Origin of the sequence: Priestia sp. FSL P4-0332 (genome assembly GCF_038005845.1) — a bacterium.
In the GTDB taxonomy this organism is placed as follows: Bacteria; Bacillota; Bacilli; order Bacillales; family Bacillaceae_H; genus Priestia.
The window spans coordinates 3,288,209-3,307,379 of sequence record NZ_JBBOUA010000001.1 but is presented as its reverse complement, the minus strand read 5'-3'; the positions used below and the strand labels follow the sequence as shown (position 1 = coordinate 3,307,379).

25 protein-coding genes and 1 pseudogene are annotated in these 19,171 nt (G+C 39.0%); 20 read left to right on the top strand and 6 right to left on the bottom strand.

Annotated features, from left to right (window positions below):
• Positions 1-80: 80 nt before the first annotated feature.
• The 3 genes from MKY06_RS17115 (at position 81) to MKY06_RS17105 (ending at position 2,321) form a co-directional block, all read left to right on the top strand.
• Positions 81-344: an excalibur calcium-binding domain-containing protein gene (locus MKY06_RS17115; protein ID WP_078081996.1), complete on the top strand. Its 264-nt coding sequence runs from the start codon at positions 81-83 to the stop codon at positions 342-344.
• A 242-nt stretch (positions 345-586) separates the two neighbouring features.
• On the top strand, positions 587-1,984 hold the full coding sequence (locus tag MKY06_RS17110) for an NCS1 family transporter (RefSeq protein WP_078081995.1): 1,398 nt from the start codon (positions 587-589) through the stop codon (positions 1,982-1,984).
• Between the two features lie 187 nt (positions 1,985-2,171).
• Positions 2,172-2,321: a hypothetical protein gene (locus tag MKY06_RS17105; RefSeq protein ID WP_013058052.1), complete on the top strand. Its 150-nt coding sequence runs from the start codon at positions 2,172-2,174 to the stop codon at positions 2,319-2,321.
• An 81-nt stretch (positions 2,322-2,402) separates the two neighbouring features.
• On the opposite strand, the gene bglA is transcribed toward MKY06_RS17105, so the two are convergent.
• Both bglA and MKY06_RS17095 read right to left on the bottom strand, forming a co-directional pair.
• Positions 2,403-3,842, bottom strand: a complete 1,440-nt coding sequence (gene bglA / locus MKY06_RS17100; protein ID WP_029323087.1) for a 6-phospho-beta-glucosidase BglA — start codon at positions 3,840-3,842, stop codon at positions 2,403-2,405.
• A 13-nt stretch (positions 3,843-3,855) separates the two neighbouring features.
• Positions 3,856-5,739, bottom strand: a complete 1,884-nt coding sequence (locus tag MKY06_RS17095; protein WP_064471893.1) for a beta-glucoside-specific PTS transporter subunit IIABC — start codon at positions 5,737-5,739, stop codon at positions 3,856-3,858.
• Between the two features lie 168 nt (positions 5,740-5,907).
• On the opposite strand from MKY06_RS17095, the gene MKY06_RS17090 reads away from it, so the two are divergent.
• Together MKY06_RS17090 and MKY06_RS17085 are read left to right on the top strand one after the other, a co-directional pair.
• Positions 5,908-6,618: a GntR family transcriptional regulator gene (locus MKY06_RS17090; protein WP_013058049.1), complete on the top strand. Its 711-nt coding sequence runs from the start codon at positions 5,908-5,910 to the stop codon at positions 6,616-6,618.
• Positions 6,619-6,741: 123 nt separating this feature from the next.
• The gene (locus MKY06_RS17085; RefSeq protein ID WP_013058048.1) at positions 6,742-7,233 is read left to right on the top strand and encodes a GNAT family N-acetyltransferase; all 492 of its coding nucleotides are present in this window, start codon (positions 6,742-6,744) and stop codon (positions 7,231-7,233) included.
• Positions 7,234-7,332: 99 nt separating this feature from the next.
• Here the strand turns inward: MKY06_RS17085 and MKY06_RS17080 are convergent, their stop codons facing one another.
• Together MKY06_RS17080 and MKY06_RS17075 are read right to left on the bottom strand one after the other, a co-directional pair.
• Entirely contained in the window at positions 7,333-7,752 is a 420-nt protein-coding gene (locus MKY06_RS17080; protein ID WP_064471891.1) for a hypothetical protein, read from the bottom strand.
• Positions 7,753-7,915: 163 nt separating this feature from the next.
• Positions 7,916-8,809 (bottom strand): DMT family transporter, encoded by an 894-nt coding sequence (locus tag MKY06_RS17075; RefSeq protein WP_013058047.1) that lies wholly within the window; start codon positions 8,807-8,809, stop codon positions 7,916-7,918.
• 114 nt (positions 8,810-8,923) lie between these two features.
• On the opposite strand from MKY06_RS17075, the gene MKY06_RS17070 reads away from it, so the two are divergent.
• From MKY06_RS17070 to MKY06_RS17060, 3 genes and pseudogenes are all read left to right on the top strand, one after another.
• The gene (locus MKY06_RS17070; protein ID WP_013058046.1) at positions 8,924-9,796 is read left to right on the top strand and encodes a LysR family transcriptional regulator; all 873 of its coding nucleotides are present in this window, start codon (positions 8,924-8,926) and stop codon (positions 9,794-9,796) included.
• Between the two features lie 130 nt (positions 9,797-9,926).
• Positions 9,927-10,706, top strand: a complete 780-nt coding sequence (fabI, locus tag MKY06_RS17065) for an enoyl-ACP reductase FabI (RefSeq protein ID WP_029323075.1) — start codon at positions 9,927-9,929, stop codon at positions 10,704-10,706.
• A gap of 161 nt (positions 10,707-10,867) precedes the next feature.
• Positions 10,868-11,173, top strand: a pseudogene (locus MKY06_RS17060) (hypothetical protein); the annotation flags it as partial.
• 107 nt (positions 11,174-11,280) lie between these two features.
• On the opposite strand, the gene MKY06_RS17055 reads toward MKY06_RS17060, so the two are convergent.
• Complete coding sequence (locus tag MKY06_RS17055) at positions 11,281-11,475, bottom strand: hypothetical protein (RefSeq protein ID WP_228540834.1); 195 nt, start codon at positions 11,473-11,475, stop codon at positions 11,281-11,283.
• 123 nt (positions 11,476-11,598) lie between these two features.
• Between MKY06_RS17055 and MKY06_RS17050 the strand changes: the two genes are divergently transcribed.
• The 11 genes from MKY06_RS17050 (at position 11,599) to MKY06_RS17000 (ending at position 17,320) form a co-directional block, all read left to right on the top strand.
• Positions 11,599-11,916: a hypothetical protein gene (locus MKY06_RS17050; protein ID WP_028409369.1), complete on the top strand. Its 318-nt coding sequence runs from the start codon at positions 11,599-11,601 to the stop codon at positions 11,914-11,916.
• A gap of 332 nt (positions 11,917-12,248) precedes the next feature.
• The gene (locus MKY06_RS17045; protein ID WP_098526427.1) at positions 12,249-12,614 is read left to right on the top strand and encodes a sulfurtransferase; all 366 of its coding nucleotides are present in this window, start codon (positions 12,249-12,251) and stop codon (positions 12,612-12,614) included.
• A complete protein-coding gene (locus MKY06_RS17040; RefSeq protein ID WP_098526428.1) occupies positions 12,604-12,864 on the top strand; it encodes a metal-sensitive transcriptional regulator in 261 nt (86 codons plus the stop codon). The genes MKY06_RS17045 and MKY06_RS17040 overlap by 11 nt, the downstream gene beginning before the upstream one ends.
• A 91-nt stretch (positions 12,865-12,955) precedes the next feature.
• The gene (locus tag MKY06_RS17035) at positions 12,956-13,183 is read left to right on the top strand and encodes a sulfurtransferase TusA family protein (RefSeq protein WP_029323069.1); all 228 of its coding nucleotides are present in this window, start codon (positions 12,956-12,958) and stop codon (positions 13,181-13,183) included.
• Positions 13,184-13,230: 47 nt separating this feature from the next.
• Positions 13,231-13,713 (top strand): DsrE/DsrF/DrsH-like family protein, encoded by a 483-nt coding sequence (locus MKY06_RS17030; RefSeq protein WP_013058040.1) that lies wholly within the window; start codon positions 13,231-13,233, stop codon positions 13,711-13,713.
• Positions 13,714-13,740: 27 nt separating this feature from the next.
• Positions 13,741-14,097, top strand: a complete 357-nt coding sequence (locus tag MKY06_RS17025) for a rhodanese-like domain-containing protein (RefSeq protein WP_098526429.1) — start codon at positions 13,741-13,743, stop codon at positions 14,095-14,097.
• Positions 14,098-14,119: 22 nt separating this feature from the next.
• Positions 14,120-14,416 (top strand): rhodanese-like domain-containing protein, encoded by a 297-nt coding sequence (locus MKY06_RS17020; protein ID WP_013058038.1) that lies wholly within the window; start codon positions 14,120-14,122, stop codon positions 14,414-14,416.
• A gap of 55 nt (positions 14,417-14,471) precedes the next feature.
• Complete coding sequence (locus MKY06_RS17015) at positions 14,472-15,023, top strand: sulfurtransferase TusA family protein (protein ID WP_098399610.1); 552 nt, start codon at positions 14,472-14,474, stop codon at positions 15,021-15,023.
• A gap of 62 nt (positions 15,024-15,085) precedes the next feature.
• Positions 15,086-16,213 (top strand): MBL fold metallo-hydrolase, encoded by a 1,128-nt coding sequence (locus MKY06_RS17010; protein ID WP_098288118.1) that lies wholly within the window; start codon positions 15,086-15,088, stop codon positions 16,211-16,213.
• Between the two features lie 35 nt (positions 16,214-16,248).
• The gene (locus tag MKY06_RS17005) at positions 16,249-16,473 is read left to right on the top strand and encodes a sulfurtransferase TusA family protein (protein ID WP_098288117.1); all 225 of its coding nucleotides are present in this window, start codon (positions 16,249-16,251) and stop codon (positions 16,471-16,473) included.
• Positions 16,474-16,543: 70 nt separating this feature from the next.
• Entirely contained in the window at positions 16,544-17,320 is a 777-nt protein-coding gene (locus MKY06_RS17000) for a sulfite exporter TauE/SafE family protein (protein ID WP_098449131.1), read from the top strand.
• Positions 17,321-17,346: 26 nt separating this feature from the next.
• Here MKY06_RS17000 and MKY06_RS16995 read toward each other — a convergent pair whose 3' ends face one another.
• Complete coding sequence (locus tag MKY06_RS16995; RefSeq protein WP_171843222.1) at positions 17,347-17,523, bottom strand: hypothetical protein; 177 nt, start codon at positions 17,521-17,523, stop codon at positions 17,347-17,349.
• 439 nt (positions 17,524-17,962) lie between these two features.
• Here MKY06_RS16995 and MKY06_RS16990 point away from each other — a divergent pair, with 439 nt between their 5' ends.
• A complete protein-coding gene (locus MKY06_RS16990; protein ID WP_013058032.1) occupies positions 17,963-19,165 on the top strand; it encodes an aminotransferase-like domain-containing protein in 1,203 nt (400 codons plus the stop codon).
• Positions 19,166-19,171: the final 6 nt, after the last annotated feature.

The window sequence follows — 19,171 nt, the reverse complement described above, 5'->3', positions numbered from 1 at the left end:
TAAATGTAAAAAAAAGATTGAAAAGATTGATAGAACATTCTATTATTAATTAGAAAAAATACAGGAAGGAAGTATCTCTTATGAAAAAGATTTTTCCAATTGTTCTATCTTTCGGTTTATTAACGAGCGTATCTTTTAGCACAGTTTCAAACGTAGATGCGGCAGCTAAATCTTACAAAAACTGCACGGAATTAAACAAAGACTACAAAGGCGGCGTAGCTCGTACGGCTAATGTAACAAATAAAGGCGGCAAAACAAAGTACAAACCGTATGTGTCAAAATCACTGTATGATGCCAATAAAAAGCTAGATCGAGATAAAGACTACATCGCCTGTGAAAAATAAATACTAGCTGACTCATCCAAGCGCCTATTGTAAGCGCTTGGATTTTTTAATATCATCAACTTCTGTATGTTGCGAGCTGAGGTCAAAAATTAGTCAAATCGCACAAAATAATATCAGAAAATTCACATAAATAATAATGAACTTCCGTTGGAATTCGTATACACTATGTACATGTTAAGTTAACTTACATCTAATGTTAGAAGCTAGAGGGGAAACATCATAAAAAAGGAGTTGAGTATATAGTGTCTACAAATGCAACAAGTTCCGTTATAGAAGAGATGCATTCTCATCAAGATAGAAGTCTTGATCCGTCACTAAAGCCAAAAGTGGAAAGTGATCGAAAGCTAACTCCGATGTCCTATATGTTTATGTGGATTGGAGACGGCGTTAATTTAGGAAATATGACGCTTGGCGCAAGCTTAGTAGTAGCAGGTACTGCGGTATTAAATCTTTTTCAAACGTTTGTGGCAGCGATTATTGCCATTGGTATTATTTCTACTTTTTTTGTGTTAAACGATCGAATTGGCTATAAGACGGGCATACCGTATGTGATGCAGCTTCGAATGTCTTTCGGAATAAAAGGATCCGTCATATCGTCTCTTTTACGAGGTATTCCAGCTATCATTTGGTACGGTTTCCAAAGCTGGACAGGCGGTACCGCTTTAAACGAAATCGGGAAAATTGTGAGTAAAGGGTCTTTTGACAATCTTGTTCTTTGCTTTATTATCATTCAGCTGCTGCAAATTGTGCTTTCTCTGTACAGCTTCCACGCGGTTAAATGGGTAGAGATGCTTGCTTCCATCATCATATTGCTTGGTCTTGTTTACGTATTTGGCGTTCTTTTAACTTCTCATAGTGAGGTAGTAGGGGAGAAGTGGGTACATACAAAAGGTTCATGGGGACTTCCGTTCTTTTCTTTCATTATGATGTTTATGGGAAATTATGCAGCGATTTTTCTAAGTGCAGCCGATTACTCTAGAGAACTGAAGACAGGAATTAGCGACACAAAGCGTGGGTTCTTATACTTTACACCGATTCTAGTAGCCTACGGATTCGTTCTTACAATCGGGGCAATGCTTGCTTCTGCTACGGGTATTTCCAATCCAGTTAAAGCGTTCGCGGTTGTAGTGGATAATTCATATATTACCGTCGCTGTATCAGCTTTTATTGTGATTGGGGTTATTGCCGTAAACATGGTGGCGAATATTATTCCACCTACGTATGTGATTACGCTGCTGACAAAAGCAAATTATAAAGTGGCGGTGACCGTTACTGGACTGCTTGCCTTTTGCTCGTTCCCTTGGGTGCTTGTTCAAGATTCGTCAGCTGCAGGTCTTGGGCTGTTCATTTTGATTTACTCTGCTTTTTTAGGTCCAATTGTTTCTATTTTACTAGTTGATTACTATATTTTACGAAAACAAAGAGTAAACGTAGAAGAATTGTATCAAGAAAAAGGGCCGTTTTCCGGCTACAATCCGTGCGCCATGCTTGCGATGCTCATCGGCGCAGGTGCTGCGTTTATCGAAGTCGATTTAGGCTGGATTATAGGAGTGGTAGTTGCAGGAGTTACGTATATTCTTTTAACGAAATTTGCTTTTAAACATTCAAAATTTAAAAAAGGAACCATCTTTGAATACTAACATTCCATCGATAAAAGCCTTTGCTTTCTGCAAAGGCTTTTATCGCGTCAGATTAAATCTCTTTGTCTAGTTTCCTAAAAAGTGGGTAAAGTAAAGAAGAGAAAAAAGTTACCTCTATTATGAGTTGCTTTTACAGGAGCGCATCTAATGTATCGCATCAATCATAGTTTAAAGGAGAGGGCAGAGTATGTATGAATTTAGAGTGTATACTCTTCGAGATGGAAGCGAAAAGGTAATCAAAACGCTGAAACATGAATCGTTTGCTGATGAAATTCAACGAGCGGGAATTAAGCAAACAGAAATTGCTCAAACACAGCTAGTAGATAAACCGAGATAAGGCATTTGCCTTTATTTTTACACGTTTTAAAAAAGCCGGATTCCTATGTCTTTACGCAGGAGTCCGGCTTTTTCTAATTTCTTATAGTTCTTCACCATTTGTTTCAATTACATGTTTATACCAGTTAAAGGAATCTTTTTTGTAGCGCTTCATTGATCCGTTTCCTTCGTTGTCACGGTCGACATAAATCATGCCGTATCGCTTTTTCATTTCGCCTGTTGTAAAGGAAACAATATCAATAATTCCCCACGGCGTGTAGCCCATTAAATCAACACCATCGTACGTCACAGCTTTTTCTAACGCTTCGATGTGGGATTTTAAATATTCAATTCGTGATGCGTCATGAATGGATCCGTCTTCTTCAACTGTATCGATAGCGCCAAATCCGTTTTCTACGATGAACAGCGGAATTTGATAGCGGTCGTAGAAGCGGTTTAACGTATAGCGCAAGCCCGTTGGATCAATCGACCAGCCCCAATCGCTTGACTTGATATAAGGATTTGCTACGCCGTTTGGCAATCCTCCGTTTACGATATCGCCTGTGTTATCAGCTTCAACGTCGCTTTTAACCGTTGTTGACATGTAATAGCTGAAGCCTAAATAATCCACCTTTCCGTTTCGTAAAATTTCTTCGTCGCCTTCTTCAAACGGAATACGATAGCCTTCTCGTTCGAACTCTTTTAACGCATAGCTTGGGTAGTAGCCGCGAACTTGAACGTCAGGGAAGAAGTAGCGCTGTCTCATTGTTTCTTCTGCTAACATCACGTCTTCAGGGTTTGAAGAATACGGATAGATTGGTACATGTGACACCATCGCTCCGATTTGGAAATTCGGATTAATTTCTTTTCCTTTTGACACGGCAAGAGCACTTGCCAGCAGTTCATGATGTCCTGCTTGATACATCACTTCTTTTGCGTTTTCACCCGGTTTTACAGAAACGCCGGAGTTCGTCCATAAGAATAGAGGGTTGTGTACGTCCATTTTGTTGTTGATTTCATTAAACGTCATCCAGTACGTGACTTTGTCTTTGTAGCGGTCGAAACAAACTTCAGCGAACTTCACGAAGCAATCTACTGTTTTTCGGCTTCTAAATCCGCCGTATTCTCGAGCCAAATGCAGGGGCATTTCAAAGTGAGACAGCGTAATAACCGGCTCAATGCCGTGTTTTAACAGTTCATCAAATACATCGTCGTAGAATTTTAGTCCTTCTTCGTTTGGCTCAGCTTCATCGCCCTTAGGAAAAATACGACTCCAGCCAATAGACGTTCGTAAACATTTTAAGCCCATTTCTGCAAACAGTGCGATATCTTCTTTGTAGCGGTGGTAAAAATCAATTGCTTCGTGATTTGGATAGAATTTATCTTCTTCCACTGTTTCAGTAATTTGTCGCGCTACACCGTGCGCACCTGCAGTCATAACGTCTACTACGCTCGGTCCTTTTCCACCTTGGTTCCATCCACCTTCAAATTGATGAGCTGCTAATGCGCCGCCCCATAAAAAATCTTTTGGCATCTTTGTCATTGTTAGTTCCTCCTTATTTCACTACGGTAAATAATGTTTGATCTAGCCCGCTATTTTCAACATCTTCAACAATCACTTCGCGGTAAGCGCTTGAATTTGTGATAATAACCGGCGTAATGGTTTGTAATCCTTGTTTTTTAATAAATTCTTTATCAAATTCTATTAGTAAATCGCCTTTTTTAAATTTTGTACCGTCTTCTACATGCAGCGTAAACGGCTTGCCGTCTAACGTAACGGTATCTAATCCAATATGAACAAGCAGCTCAACGCCGTATTCTGAACGAAGGCCAATGGCGTGCTTCGTTGGTGCTACCATGACTACCGTTCCGTCAAAAGGTGCATAAAGCTTATTATCTGAAGGATCAATCGCTAATCCTTCTCCCATCGCACCTGAGCTGAATACTTCATCGGGTACGCTAGAAAGAGGGATGACTTTCCCGCTAAACGGTGCGCTGATTGTTTCTTCATTTTCTTTTGGATTACTTACAGCTACTTCGTTTAAAGGAGCAGCAGCTGCGTCTTTTGCTGCATCTTCTCCGTAACCAAATACTTGAATAAGCAGAACGGGAAGAATGATTGCAATGGCACATCCAATTAAAATGCCCCAGATCGACATCGGGTAGTCCTGACTGATACCGTTTACAATGGTCAGCGGTCCAGGCAATCCTGCGTAAGCAAAGTAGTAAGGGTGAAAGAAGCTTGCTACAACAGCACCAATAGCACCTGAAATGCATCCAAAGATAAACGGCTTTTTAAAACGTAGGTTTACGCCGTAGATGGCTGGTTCGGTAATACCGAATAATCCTGTTATCCCAGCTGATACGCTGACTTTGCGTGCTTCTTGGCTTTTTGCTTTTAAAATAACCCCAAGTACCGCTCCGACTTGAGCTACCACGGCAATTGTTTGATACGCTTGAAACGAATCTCTGCCGTTTAAATCAAAGTTTGCAAGCACCATCGGCGTAATTCCCCAGTGTACTCCAAAGATAACAACAATTTGCCAGAAGCCGCCAATGATTGCTCCAGCTAAGGCAGGTACGTTTTCAGCTAAAAAGTTATAGCCATGAGCGATTCCATTAGCGCCCATCGTGGTAACAGGACCAATAAGCAAAATTGTTACAGGAACCATAATTACCATACATAAAAATGGGACAAACAGCGGTCTAACCACTTCATGAATGCTTTTGTTTAGGAACCTTTCAAGATAAGACAAAATCCATACTAAAAATAAAGGCGGTAAAACAGAAGAAGTATAGACCGTTTCGGATAAGGGAAGACCTAAAAACGAAATGCTGCTTCCATCGGCAATTTTGGCCGCCATTTCTGCCCATGTTGGACTGACTAATGCGGCACAGCACGCCACTGCGATGTAGGTGTTGGTTTTAAAATGCTTGGATGCTGTGATGGCAATAAAAATAGGTAAAAAAACAAATGGTGCCCATGAAATGAAGCTTAATACTTGATATGTGCCCGTTTTTGCAAAGCTGTTAGAGACTAAGTTAATTAAAATTAACGAGCCCTGTAAAATTCCTGCTGCTGCTAGGATGTATACAAACGGCGCAAACACCGCTGACATCGTAGCAATCACACGATTTAAGATTGTTCCTTTGTTTTCAGATTGTTCCTCTGTGGTATCCAAGTTTACTAAACTAGCAAATTCTTCATAAACATCTCCTACGTGCTGCCCAATAACAACTTGAAACTGTCCGCTGTTTTCAACGACTGTAATAACACCAGGCATAGAAGACACCTTGCGTTTGGCTTCTGGCTTTGAGCGCTTTAACACAATTCGCAGTCTCGTAGCGCAGCGTGTAGCGCTTACGATATTCTCTTCGCCGCCTACCGCATCTAAAATGTCTGCTGCAAGCTTGTGATAATCTCTAATTTTCCCTCCCATATGTTCAACCCCCTTGTTGAGTATACGCTTTCAGTATAATTGTACCGATACAATTTATCAACACCCAAATAAAATAATAATTAATGAATAATTTAAGTTTATGGTATGGAGTTAGATTATGGTATAATCGTGTTATTCTTGAGACAAATTCAGTAAAGAGGTATAGCTATGATTAAATACCAACAAATTGCAATTGAAATTGAAACCTATATTGAAGAACACAAGCTTCAACAAGGAGAAAAGCTGCCGGTATTAGAAACGCTGATGGCGCAGTTTAAAGCAAGCAAAAGTACCGTAACAAAAGCCTTAGATCTGCTAGAGAAAAAAGGCGTTGTTTTTCAAGTGAGAGGAAGCGGCATTTTTGTCCGTCGCCATAAACGAACAGGCTATATTGGCTTGCTTTCCAATCAAGGATTTACGAGTGAACTTGAAGATTTTCAGTTAACGTCGGAAGTGATTGAGTTAGATGTACGAAAGCCGACGCAAGAAGCCGCGTTAAATTTAAACATAGAAGAAAATAGTGACGTCTATTATGTAAAAAGAGTACGGTATATTAACGGCCAGACGCTTTGTCTAGAAGAATCGTTTTATAATAAATCCATCGTTACGTACTTGAATAACGAAATTGTTTCTCAGTCTATTTTTCATTACATTAAAGAAGGACTTGGCTTGAAAATCGGGTTTTCTGATCTATATCTTCACGTCGGCAAGCTGAACGGAGAGGAAGCGAAGTACCTAGGATTAAAAGAAGGAGATCCTAAATTATTTATTGAAACACTCTTTCACTTAGCTAACGGACAGCCGTTTGATTTTTCAAAAGTAACGTATAACTACGAACAGTCTCAGTTCTTTTTACAAGCAACGAGTCACGTTTTATAAAAAAAGTGTCCGTCTCTCAATTCTTGCAGGTGCTATGATTGGTTTTGTAGTTAACATAAGTTGTGCATTATTAAAGTTAATTAAAAATAAAGTGGAGTAAACTTATTCGGGGCGGTGGAGGTTTTGAGTGAAAGTATCATTATTCAGCCATATACGAGCAAGTATCAACAGCAAGTAGTGGATTTAATTCTTCATATTCAGCAGCAAGAATACCAAATTCCAATAACGGAAAAAGATCAGCCTGATTTGTTTGAAATCGAAAGCTTTTATCAACAGGGGAATGGAAACTTCTGGGTTGCTGTTTGCGACGAAAAAGTAGTAGGAAGCGTAGCTTTAATAGACATTGGCAGCCGTCAAGTAGCGCTGCGGAAAATGTTTGTAGCAAAGCCTTATAGAGGAGCAAACTTCAAAACAGCTCACCGGTTATTGCATACAGCCATCGCGTGGGTAAAAGAGCAGGAAGTGGAAAGAATATATCTAGGAACCACATTACAATATAAAGCTGCTCATCGATTTTATGAGAAAAATGGGTTTCAACATATAGAGAAAGAAAAGCTGCCTAAGAATTTCCCCGTGATGAACGTAGATAAAAAGTTTTATACATATAAGGTATAAGCTAAGCCTTTGTGCAAAATCATATCGGTTATTGTAATGAACGGTAGATATGAGAGCTGTGTTTGTAGCAAAACATATAAAAAAGACGGTCTATGCATATTAGATCGTCTTTTTATATAGCCTGTTTATAAGGATGGATGATAACCCAAACGGTAATGAACAGCTCAACGTTACAATGAGGATTCGCGGGAAGAGACTAAAAGCGGATATCCCGTCGCTTAGCAAAAATAAAGTTAATACGGCGAGTGCTCCAACGATACCGAAAAGAAGATATAGAATTAGTTCAATTAATATCTTAAGTGAATTTATGTATTTCATGATGCTTGTTATAGCTATTGAACAGGGGATGCCTACTATAATGATGAATGGAGTCGTAAGATACACACCAATAAGCAAAATCGATAGATAGTCTAGTATACCTGTATAGCCAAGGGAATTTAATTCAAATATTTCGATGCAAACTGCACCGCCGCATATCGATGAAGCAATAGTTGCAAGTATTTGTTTAATAAGCTTCACAGTCGTTCTCCTAGACGTACTTTTTTATCTAGAATAGCAATATAGTTTGAAAATTACTAGCATCTATTAAAAGAAAAGTGGATATAGGCGTTGGAACTGCTAAAAGAAAGCTTATACCTTAGCTTAATGACAAAAGCCGCTAGGTCAACGAATCTAGCGGCTTTTACTTTGGCAATGTCTCTTGATAATGAACTCTTTTTTTAAGTAGGAAATTGTCTAACTGAGCAATTAAAATCCCCGCAACCACAATAACAGAACCAATCAGTTCTTTAAGCGTAAACAGCTCATGCAAAAAGAGAACGGCAAACAGCGCAGCAAAAATAGGCTCTGTTGCAAAAATAAGTCCTGTGTGAGTAGGAGTTGTATAGCGCTGCGCAATAGCTTGACAAATGAATCCAATCGCGCTGCAAAGAACGCCAAGACCTAATATTGCAATCCATGATGATAAAGTAGTTGGGATGCTAGGGTGTTCAAATAAAAAGCTGCAAGTCAGTGCAAATAATCCAGCAAACCCTAGCTGTAAAATGCCGAGAGCAATTGGGTTTTCGTTTTTAGTAAACGTGCCGGTCAGCGTGATATGAATGGCATAACATAGCGCCGTTCCAATGCAAAGTAAATCACCAGCATTCATATGAAAGGAGTGCTTTAAAGTTAAAACACCTATACCGGTTAGGGTAGTGATAACGCCAAGTCCAATCGGCCAAGAAGGAAGCTTCTTCACTAAAAAGCAGTTAAGCAATGGAACAAAAATGACCGTTAAACTGACAAGAAATCCGGCATTTGAAGCAGACGTCATGCTGACGCCAAACGTGACAAATGAAAAAACGGAAAACAGTAAAAAGCCTAAAATAGCTGATGATCCAATTGTTTTGCGTGTGATTTGTCGTAAAGGCTTATAGAAAAAGAGTCCGGCAATAAAAAAAGCAATCAAACATCTAAGTGCAATAATAGTAAATGACCCGAGCGAACTCAGCCCCATTTTCATAAACACGTACGACATGCCCCAAAATACGTTTACCCCAATCATCATCATATTTGCTCGCGTGCGGTAACTCACGTTCAACCCTCCATTGTTTATAATATACTCACAGTATACAAAGGAATTTGATATTAATAAAATGAATCTTTATAATGATGAACGTGAATTAAATTCATGTTTAGGAGGGAGAAAATGAGCTTAGTAAAATATGAAATATTAAATAAAGTAGCGGAAGTGAAAAGCTTTACAAAAGCGGCAGATGCGCTGGCGCTCACGCAGTCAGCGGTCAGTCATGCCATTACAAATCTTGAATCGGAATTTGGATTTCTGCTTGTGAATCGAAACAGATCAGGTATTACCTTAACAACAGAAGGCGAAACGATGCTTCTTGCCATTCGGAAAGTGCTGCAAGAAAATGAAAAAGTTCATCAAGAAGCAGCCAGTCTGTTAGGTCTTGCAAAAGGAACGATTAAAATCGGTATTTTTAAAAGCGTGTCGACCAAATGGCTTCCTGAAATTATTCGGCTGATGGAAAAAAACTACCCTGAGATTCAAATTCAGCTCAAAGAAGGCGACTACCTTGAAATTGAACAGTGGCTGCTAAGCGGAGAAATAGACTGCGGTTTTATTAACATTACGCATTCAAGTCAATTTCATATTATTTCTTTAAAAAAAGACCGGCTGCTGTGTGTCGTATCGGATCAAAGTGCTCTATATCATCAGAAAACCGTTTCTTTTGAAGATTTAGAGAAAGAACCGTTTATTATGCCGACGTACGGCGGTTATCATGATATTAAGCAATTGTTTGAAGAACATGGCATTCAGCCTGACATCCGTTTTGAATTAATGGATGAAAGTGCTATTTTATCGATGGTTACGCATCACTTAGGAATTAGCATTTTACCTGAAATGCTTTTGGATTCGATCCCGCAGGAGCTGCGTGCGATTCCGTTTCAAGTAGACAGCTACCGTTCAATTGGTCTAGCTACTCGTTATCATCTTTCACCTGCAGCCAAAAAATTTGCTGAAACAACGCAAGCATGGCTGCAGGATTCGGATAAGTAGGAGATTATTTATAGAGCAAAATCGGTTAATTCATAAGACTCTTAGGAACTAAGCGCATCTTTGTGCTATAATAAAGCTATACAATTACCTATTAGTCATCATTGATGACTAATTTTTTTTGGAGGATAATATGGAAGATTTATTACAATTAAAGAACAAGAACTTTGTTATTATGGGAGTTGCCAACGACAGAAGTATTGCTTGGGGTGTTGCAAAAGCCCTTCATCAAGTAGGAGCAAACTTAATTTTTACATACCGTAAAGAACGTTCACTAGGAAAATTGAACAAGCTGTTAGAAAAAAATGAAATGCAAGCGACATTAATTGCAGAATGTGATGTAAACAGCGACGAAAGCATTGAAGCAGCTTTCAAAAAAATCGGAGAAGAAGCAGGCACAGTTCACGGAGTGATTCACTCTGTTGCGTTTGCTCACTCAGAAGATTTAAACGGTGAGTTCATCAATACATCAAGAAGCGGATATGCATTTGCTCAAGATACAAGCGCTTATTCATTTATCGCCGTAGCGAAAGCAGCAAAACCTCTTATGACAGAAGGCGGTTCTCTTGTAGCGATGAGCTATCTTGGTGCAGAGCGCGCAGTTGAAGGCTATAACGTAATGGGCGTAGCAAAAGCAGCGCTTGAGTCTTCAGTAAAATACTTAGCATTAGACTTAGGGAAAGACAATATCCGCGTAAATGCGATTTCAGCAGGCCCAATTCGTACACTTGCAGCGAAAGGCATTTCTGACTTTAACCAAATTCTTCACCATGTTGAAGAAAAAGCACCTCTTAAGCGTAACGTAACGCAAGCAGAAGTTGGCGACATGACGGTTGTATTACTGAGCCACCTTTCACGCGGCGTAACGGGAGAAATCGTACACGTGGACGCTGGTTATAATATTGTAGGTTAATTCCAAAACACCTTCTCGAATGAGAAGGTGTTTTTTTGTAGAAAACTGAGAAATCTATCGTTTCCTATTCTGTTTCTATTAAAATTATCAGTCAAAAGACAAGCATCCAAGCATTTTTCTTGCGAATGAATAAAATAGATAGACACAAAGAAAGGATGATTACGATTAAAAAAGATGGCGTATATTCCCTTGTTGCTACAATTGGATTTCTTCCTAACGATACGACTGTCGATTATCGAGCGCGCGTAGAAATTCGTGTCAATGGCACGGCGGTTATCGCGATTGATAACGATTTCTTTGGAGGAAACACTATATTTGTTAACGTAGTATCGGTCTCTACTATTTACAATTTAGAAAAAGGAGATCGAGTTGAAGTCTTCGCGGAAAGTAATGTTGACGGCACAATTGTCACAACAGAAAATGTGTCGCATTTCGAAGCAGCAAGATTTCCATCTCCTTCCGAATAAAAGGCTACATGCATCTTTTGGTGTATAGAAGTCGAGAAAAACAAGTTTAATACAAGCAGGCAAAAGAAGCAGATTTCTTATAAGGAACCTGCTTCTTTTACTTATATTTATTTAAACATTTCTTTTGGATTTTTCTCAGCCTTTTTCATAGGAAGGTAAACAAATACGTGTAAAGAAAGGCTAATCACGGCAGTAATATTAGTAATAAGGCTAATAATAAGAAATATCCATTCTATACTTCCAGATAAGTTTGCGCTTCTGCTTATAAGTGAAGAGCTTACTCCTATAAGTGAGACCCTCATTAATAAAGGTAAGAAATATATAATTTAATTCATAATTAATCAAACGCCTATATTTTAAAATAGATAAGCTCTAAATCCTAAAAAGAACATATGATGTGGCAAAGGAAAAGGAGTTGACGAAATATGCATCAAGGACAGCAACATTATATTCCATGGGAACAATGGCATCATCAGCATCCTCAAGGCACGTGGAATCAATGGCATCAGCAACATCCTCATGTACCTTGGGAGCAGTGGCATAAACAGTATCCGCACGGCACATGGAATCAATGGCATCAACAACATCCATACACACCTTGGAATCAGTGGCATCAGCAGTATCCGCACGGTACGTGGAATCAGTGGCATCAGCAAAATCCATATGTGCCATGGAATCAGTGGCACCAGCAGCACCCACACAGTTCGTGGAATCAATGGCATAATATCTATCATCAAAGCTAATCAGCTTTTTACCATAAAAGGTCCGGTTCTCCTTAGGAACTGGACCTTTTGTGTGTAGACGTGAATGACGCAGTAAGCTTGATTTTCAGCCCTATATACGAGCGACGATGATGAAGATTACGTTTGTTAGATAGGGTAGGGGGTACACAAATAAAGCGAGTCAAAGACCAACATTCATAAGGTCTAAGCTGTATAAAATGGACTAGTTCGCGGTAAAGAAACTATGTAAATAAGAAAAATTAAATATAATTTTCTTACTTGACAATATACCTATAGGGGTATAGTATAAAGCATGTAAACAACATCAATTCAATAGCAAGGCGGTGATGGTTATGCTCTATATAGCAGTGTTGTTGCTTGCTATTTTATTTATTGCATACAGACGTTATTATCCCGTTAAAGGAATACAGTGCATACGTGAATCTGAAGCGAAAAAACTTGGGCGAACGGTTGTAGATATTCGTCATTATCATGAAGTTCGCGATTCTATTGGTATAGTTATTCCGTATGCGTACCTCAAACGCTTTTATTCAGAAATTCCACAGGGCAGCGTTCATCTAATTGCCGGAGATAGAGTGGAATTAAATTTAAGCGTAAGGTTCTTACGAAAAAGAGGTTTTAAATTGCTCAGCTATGAGTTAGCAGCGTGTAAGTGTAAAAGTAAAGGAAAGAAAGGGGTATTCGATTATGGAGTATAACCAACAAGTGAAAAATCGCCTGCGCCGAATTGAAGGGCAGCTAAAAGGCGTACTCAGCATGATGGAGCGAGGAAAAGACTGCCGAGACGTCGTGACTCAATTATCTGCTGCAAGAAGTGCCATTGATCGCACGATGGGAGTCATTGTGAGCAGTAATCTTGAACAGTGCGTCAGAGAAAGCCTGGAGCAAGGAGAGCCAACGGAAGGTTTAGTGAAAGAAGCTGTACAGCTGTTAGTGAAAAGCCGCTAAGTGTCATCACCTTATTAAAGTTGACGAATATCATTATTTAGTATAATATACCCTTACAGGTATATGTATATAAAAAGGAGAGATAAATACTATGAAAATTGATCAAGTTTTAGATGCAAAAGGATTAGCTTGTCCAATGCCAATCGTAAAAACAAAAAAAGCAATGGATACTTTGACAACAGGCCAAGTATTAGAAGTGCAAACGACAGATAAAGGTGCTAAAAGTGATTTAACAGCGTGGGCAAAATCAACAGGACACGAGCTTATTGATTTTAAAGAAGAAGGCAGCATATTTATCTTTTACATTCAAAAAGGCTAATTTTTTTTAGGGTTAAATATACCCCATGGGGTAATAGGAGGAACAACATGACTGAACAAAAGAAACGAACAACGATTGTATTATTTAGCGGGGATTATGATAAAGCGATGGCAGCTTATATTATTGCCAACGGAGCGGCTGCTTATGACCATGAAGTGACGATATTCCATACGTTTTGGGGATTGAATGCGCTTCGTAAAGAAGAAATGGTGCCGGTGAAAAAAGGATTTTTAGAAAAGATGTTTGGCAAAATGATGCCGCGCGGTGCGGATAAAATGGGCTTATCTAAAATGAACTTTGCAGGTATGGGACCTAAAATGATTAAAAACGTAATGAAAAAGCATAACGCTCTAACGCTGCCGCAGCTTATTGAAATGGCGCAAGAACAAGATGTGAAGCTAGTGGCTTGTACGATGACGATGGATCTTCTAGGATTACAGGAGAAAGAGCTGCTAGATAATATTGAATATGCGGGCGTAGCAGCGTATTTAGCCGACGCAGAAGACGGAAACGTAAACTTATTCATCTAAAAGATAACTCATGAAGCGAGGGTCAATATGATTATCAATGCGCTTATTATCGTCTTTCTGTTGTGGTTTTTGTATCAACGTTTTGCACCAGTAAAAGGTATTCAGCAAATAGCCACAACGGAGTTAAAAGCAAAGTTAAAAAATAAAAATAACCAGTTTATCGATGTGCGAACACCGCATGAATTTTGTACCAAACATATTAAAGGATTTCGAAACATTCCTTTATCAGAACTGCCGGCCCAAACAGGCCAGCTTTCAAAAGACAGAGAAGTAGTCGTTGTTTGTCAAAGCGGAATGAGAAGTATGAAAGCAAGTAAACTGTTGAAAAAGCAAGGTTTTACATCCATCACCAACGTTAAAGGCGGCATGAATACGTGGAGATAAATCAAAAAGGAGGAGACGTAGCGTGAAGACAATAGCAGCACAAGAAGTAGAACAATTAGTAAAAAAACAAGAACAAATTCACATTTTAGATGTACGTGAAGTAGGGGAAGTAAAAACAGGTAAAATTCCAAACGCGTTAAATATCCCCCTTCCTTTATTGGAATTCCGTATGCATGAGTTAGACAAAGCAAATAATTACATTGTCGTCTGTCGTTCTGGAGGCAGAAGCGGAATGGCAGCTCGTTTTCTTGAGCAGCAAGGCTATAGTGTAACGAATATGACCGGCGGAATGATGGAGTGGAAAGGGGAAACGGTCTAATTTTTTTGGATAAAAATATACCCTTACTAGTATTTAAATCAAGGAGGAAAAAGAAATGATGCAAGCAAACTTCGTATTAGATGCAAAAGGACTAGCATGTCCAATGCCAATCGTAAGAACAAAGAAGAAAATGAATGAATTAGAAGCAGATCAAGTACTAGAAATTCAAGCAACGGATAAAGGCTCTACGGCTGACTTACAAGCGTGGGCAAAAAGCACAGGTCATGAGTATTTAGGTACCGAGACAGAAGGTGACGTTCTTCACCACTTTCTTCGTAAAGGCGGTGCCGAAGAAAACATAACGCCCATTCCTGAAATTTCATTAGAAGAATTTGCGAAAAAAGTAGAGAATGAAGAACATCTTCATATTTTAGACGTTCGTGAAGTAGAAGAATACGATGAAGCTCATATTCCAGGCGTAGTTCATATTCCGCTTGGTGAAGTAGAAAAACGTTCGAATGAGCTAAATAAAGAGAATGAAATTTATATTATTTGCCACTCTGGAAGACGAAGTGAAATGGCAGGGCAAACGTTGAAAAAGCAAGGATTTAAACACTTAGTTAACGTGGTTCCTGGTATGCGTGACTGGACAGGTAAAGTAGAATAACCAATGAATCATAGTGAATTAAAAAATTTTGGTGTTTTATATACCCAAGGAGGTATTTTAATATGACAGTACATGTTCTTACTGCAAAAGAAGTTACATCTAAAATTATTAATAAAGAACCGCTATTTATCTTGGACGTTCGTAATGAAAGTGATTTTAGCGATTGGAAAATTGAAGGTCATCAATTTCAGCATTTAAATGTTCCATACTTCGATCTTTTAGACGGAGTAGAAGAAATCTTAGAAAAAATCCCTTCTGATAAAGAAGTGTTAGTTGTCTGCGCCAAAGAAGGTTCATCGGTGATGGTAGCTGACATGCTTTCAGAAGCGGGTCTTACCGTATCGTACCTAAAAGGCGGTATGAAAGCGTGGAGTGAATATTTAGAGCCTGTTAAAGTCGGAGATTTAAAAGACGGCGGAGAGATCTATCAGTTTGTTCGTATCGGTAAAGGATGCTTATCTTATATGATCGTATCGAACGGTGAAGCTGCTATTATTGATGCGACGCGTATGGCGGATGTGTATATTAACTTTGCCAAAGAACTTGGTGTCACAATTAAACATGTGTTTGATACTCACCTTCATGCAGATCACATTTCAGGAGGAAGAGTCATTGCTGAAGCAACAAATGCAGCTTACTGGCTGCCTCCAAAAGATGCAGAAGAAGTGATTTTTGACTACAAGGCGTTAGAAGAAGGCAGTGATGTCGTGATTGGTAACACAACGATTACGATTCAGCCTCTTTATTCACCGGGTCATACGATTGGATCAACTTCTTTTATCGTAGACGATCAATACTTGCTTTCAGGTGATATTTTGTTCATCGATTCAATTGGACGTCCTGATTTAGCTGGTATGGCTGAAGATTGGGTAGGCGATCTGCGCGAGACGCTTTATAGACGCTATAAAGCATTATCAGATGAGTTAATTGTATTGCCAGCTCATTTTATGATTATTGATGAGCTAAATGACAACGGCAGCGTAGCTGAAAAATTAGGTACTTTATTTGCTAAAAATCATGGATTAAATATTGAAGACGAAGCAGAGTTCAGACACTTAGTAACAGATAATTTGCCGCCGCAGCCAAATGCGTATCAAGAAATTCGTGAAACAAATATGGGAAAATTAAGCCCAGATGAAGAAAAACAGCGTGAAATGGAAATTGGACCAAACCGCTGTGCAATTCGCTAAGTAAAAAATTCAACTTAAACAAAGGAGAGAGAGAAATGGAATCAAATAAAGTAATAGATGCAAAAGGGCTGGCATGTCCAATGCCGATTGTTAAAACAAAAAAAGCAATGAATGAACTAGAAGCAGGTCAAGTGCTAGAAATTCACGCAACGGATAAAGGGGCGAAAAATGACCTTGCAGCTTGGGCAAAATCTTGCGGTCATGAGCTTCTTCAGACAGAAGAAGGCGACGTTTTTAAGTTTTGGATTAAAAAAGGATAAGAAATAATGGACGAAAAGGGTATCTCTTGTAAAAGGTACCCTTTCCTTATATGAAACGGAGCGACTATAGATGGACCTTACATTTATCATCACGCTTTTTCTTATTGGATTTATTGGGTCGTTTATTTCCGGTATGGTCGGTATTGGCGGGTCTGTTATTAATTATCCGATGCTGTTATATATCCCTCCATTAGTAGGAGTAGGAGCATTAACGGCTCATCAAGTCTCAGGTGCAGGAGCTGTTCAAGTGTTCTTTGCGACAATAGGCGGCGTATGGGCGTATCGAAAAAGCGGATTTTTAAACAAATCATTAATTTTATATATGGGCAGCAATATTCTAATCGGCAGCATGCTTGGAAGCTACAGCTCACATTATATGAGTGAACAAGGATTAAATGTTGTATATGGAGCTTTAGCTCTTATTGCGGTTATTATGATGTTTATTCCAAAGAAAAATTTAGATGAGATAAAAGAAGGCGAACTTCAATTCAATAAAGGATTAGCTTCTATTTTATCACTGCTTATCGGAGCCGTAGCAGGCGTGTTAGGAGCAGGAGGAGCCTTTATTTTAGTTCCTGTGATGCTCGTGGTACTTAAAATTCCAACTCGAATTACTATCGCAACTTCACTAGCCGTTACCTTTATTTCTTCCATTGGTTCGACGGTTGGAAAGCTGATAACGCATCAAGTCCCTTTTATACCTGCACTTATTTTAGTTGCTGCAAGCCTAATTGCCTCTCCAATTGGTGCAAAAGTGGGGCAGAAAATGAATACAAAAGTGCTTCAGTGGATCCTTGCCGGTTTAATTTTAGCAACGGCAATTAAGATTTGGTGGGGGCTAATATAAAAAAGCTATGGATTCCCATAGCTTTTTTATATTGTTCCATTACTTTCCACATACGTTTCAAGCGCAGGATGAAATTCTTTTTGATAGTGGTTAGACGGACATACTTTCACAACAGTAGAGCGAAGAGCATTGGATTTTGATGTATTTAACACTTGCTTGCATTTAGGGCATCGTTCATTAAACAGAAAATGAAGCCATTTCACTTTTCATCACTCCTGTACTAAAACCTTTAAATCTTATCGAGTTAATAAGGATTATAAAGGGTTTTATACGGCAGGTCAATGAAAAGGGAAGGAATCTTACAAAATAGTTTACTGAGATAAATATATTTGCATAAAAAATTAAGAATTTATAGAATTTATTGTTTATTTATTTGATTTTTATGTTATCCTTTTTAACATACATTAAATACAAGGCCATAATTATCGTACGACCTTTGATTTGTATTACAAATAGTGAATGAGAAAAATATGTACCGAAAGGAGAACGTGGCATCAAGAAGAAATGAAGAGTCAGAGAGCAAGCAGATGCTAGTTGTCTATTAAAAAGGCATCTCCCAAGGCTTCTGCTTTAATTTTTCTGACTATTCGAATAATTAATTCGTTATTAAAAGTTTAAAATCTAGAAAAGGAATGATCATCAATGAAAGATAAATTTGCCCAACGAGCTAGTCTTGTAAAATCCTCTGAAACGCGCGAAATTTTAAAAGTAACGGAACGACCAGAAGTGATTTCATTTGCAGGAGGACTTCCAGCGCCGGAGCTATTTCCCGTTGAAGCAATGAACGATGCGTGCCGCGCCGTATTAAATGAAGACGGAGCCGCTTCGCTTCAATACAGTACAACAGAGGGGTATATCCCTTTAAGAGAAGCAATTTCTAAACGAATGCAGGACATCGGCATTGAGTCCACGGTTTCGAACATTTTAATTACGTCCGGATCTCAGCAGGCAATCGATCTTACCGGAAGACTGTTTCTTAATGACGGAGACGTGGTAATCTGTGAAAGTCCAACGTATCTAGCAGCCATTAACGTCTTTAAATCTTATAATGCAACATTTGTAGAAGTGGACATGGACGAAGACGGAATGATCATGGAAGAGCTAGAGAAAAAGCTTCAGGAAAATCCGCATGCGAAATTTATCTATACAATTCCAGATTTTCAAAACCCTACAGGGCGCACATTAACGCGAGAAAGACGTCAGCGAATGATCGAGCTTGCGAACGCATACGACGTTCTAATTGTAGAAGATAATCCGTACGGAGGCGTTCGATTTGCAGGAGAAACGCTGCCGCCGGTTAAGCATTTTGATACAGAAGGCAGAGTTATTTATATCAGCACATTTTCTAAAATCTTTGCACCGGGTCTTCGAATCGGCTGGGTGTGTGCAGATGAAGCTTTTATTGATAAGTACGTAGCGTTTAAGCAAGTGGCTGACTTGCATACGGACAGCTTTGCTCAGCGCGTAACGGCTAAGTACATGGAGCTTTATGATATCGAAGAGCACATTCAAAAAATTAAAGCCGTATACAAAGAGCGATGTACCCAAATGTTATCGTGCATCGAAGAGTTTTTCCCGGAGAATTTGTCTTACAGTAAGCCAGAAGGCGGATTGTTTATTTGGGTGGAACTGCCCCAAGGAATTGATTCAGCGCATATCTTTTCAGAATGTCTAAAAAACAACGTAGCCTGTGTTCCGGGAACTCCTTTCTTTCCAAACGGAACAAGAAACAATGCGCTGCGCTTGAATTATTCTAATATGTCTGCTGAACAAATCGTTGAAGGCATGAAGCGTATGGGAGACGTATTGCATCGTGAATTGACAAGGGAAACGACTGTTTTATAAAAAGAT

Coding starts and splice junctions, on each gene's coding strand:
- MKY06_RS17025 (WP_098526429.1), top strand. CDS start 13,741: ATGATTATCAATGCGCTTATTATCGTCTTTCTGTTGTGGTTTTTGTAT.
- MKY06_RS17000 (WP_098449131.1), top strand. CDS start 16,544: ATGGACCTTACATTTATCATCACGCTTTTTCTTATTGGATTTATTGGG.
- MKY06_RS16990 (WP_013058032.1), top strand. CDS start 17,963: ATGAAAGATAAATTTGCCCAACGAGCTAGTCTTGTAAAATCCTCTGAA.
- MKY06_RS17050 (WP_028409369.1), top strand. CDS start 11,599: ATGCATCAAGGACAGCAACATTATATTCCATGGGAACAATGGCATCAT.
- MKY06_RS17055 (WP_228540834.1), bottom strand. CDS start 11,475: ATGAGGGTCTCACTTATAGGAGTAAGCTCTTCACTTATAAGCAGAAGC.
- MKY06_RS17105 (WP_013058052.1), top strand. CDS start 2,172: ATGTATGAATTTAGAGTGTATACTCTTCGAGATGGAAGCGAAAAGGTA.
- MKY06_RS17035 (WP_029323069.1), top strand. CDS start 12,956: ATGAAAATTGATCAAGTTTTAGATGCAAAAGGATTAGCTTGTCCAATG.
- MKY06_RS17015 (WP_098399610.1), top strand. CDS start 14,472: ATGATGCAAGCAAACTTCGTATTAGATGCAAAAGGACTAGCATGTCCA.
- MKY06_RS17070 (WP_013058046.1), top strand. CDS start 8,924: ATGAGCTTAGTAAAATATGAAATATTAAATAAAGTAGCGGAAGTGAAA.
- MKY06_RS17115 (WP_078081996.1), top strand. CDS start 81: ATGAAAAAGATTTTTCCAATTGTTCTATCTTTCGGTTTATTAACGAGC.
- MKY06_RS17090 (WP_013058049.1), top strand. CDS start 5,908: ATGATTAAATACCAACAAATTGCAATTGAAATTGAAACCTATATTGAA.
- fabI (WP_029323075.1), top strand. CDS start 9,927: ATGGAAGATTTATTACAATTAAAGAACAAGAACTTTGTTATTATGGGA.
- bglA (WP_029323087.1), bottom strand. CDS start 3,842: ATGACAAAGATGCCAAAAGATTTTTTATGGGGCGGCGCATTAGCAGCT.
- MKY06_RS17010 (WP_098288118.1), top strand. CDS start 15,086: ATGACAGTACATGTTCTTACTGCAAAAGAAGTTACATCTAAAATTATT.
- MKY06_RS17045 (WP_098526427.1), top strand. CDS start 12,249: ATGCTCTATATAGCAGTGTTGTTGCTTGCTATTTTATTTATTGCATAC.
- MKY06_RS17095 (WP_064471893.1), bottom strand. CDS start 5,739: ATGGGAGGGAAAATTAGAGATTATCACAAGCTTGCAGCAGACATTTTA.
- MKY06_RS17040 (WP_098526428.1), top strand. CDS start 12,604: ATGGAGTATAACCAACAAGTGAAAAATCGCCTGCGCCGAATTGAAGGG.
- MKY06_RS17030 (WP_013058040.1), top strand. CDS start 13,231: ATGACTGAACAAAAGAAACGAACAACGATTGTATTATTTAGCGGGGAT.
- MKY06_RS17005 (WP_098288117.1), top strand. CDS start 16,249: ATGGAATCAAATAAAGTAATAGATGCAAAAGGGCTGGCATGTCCAATG.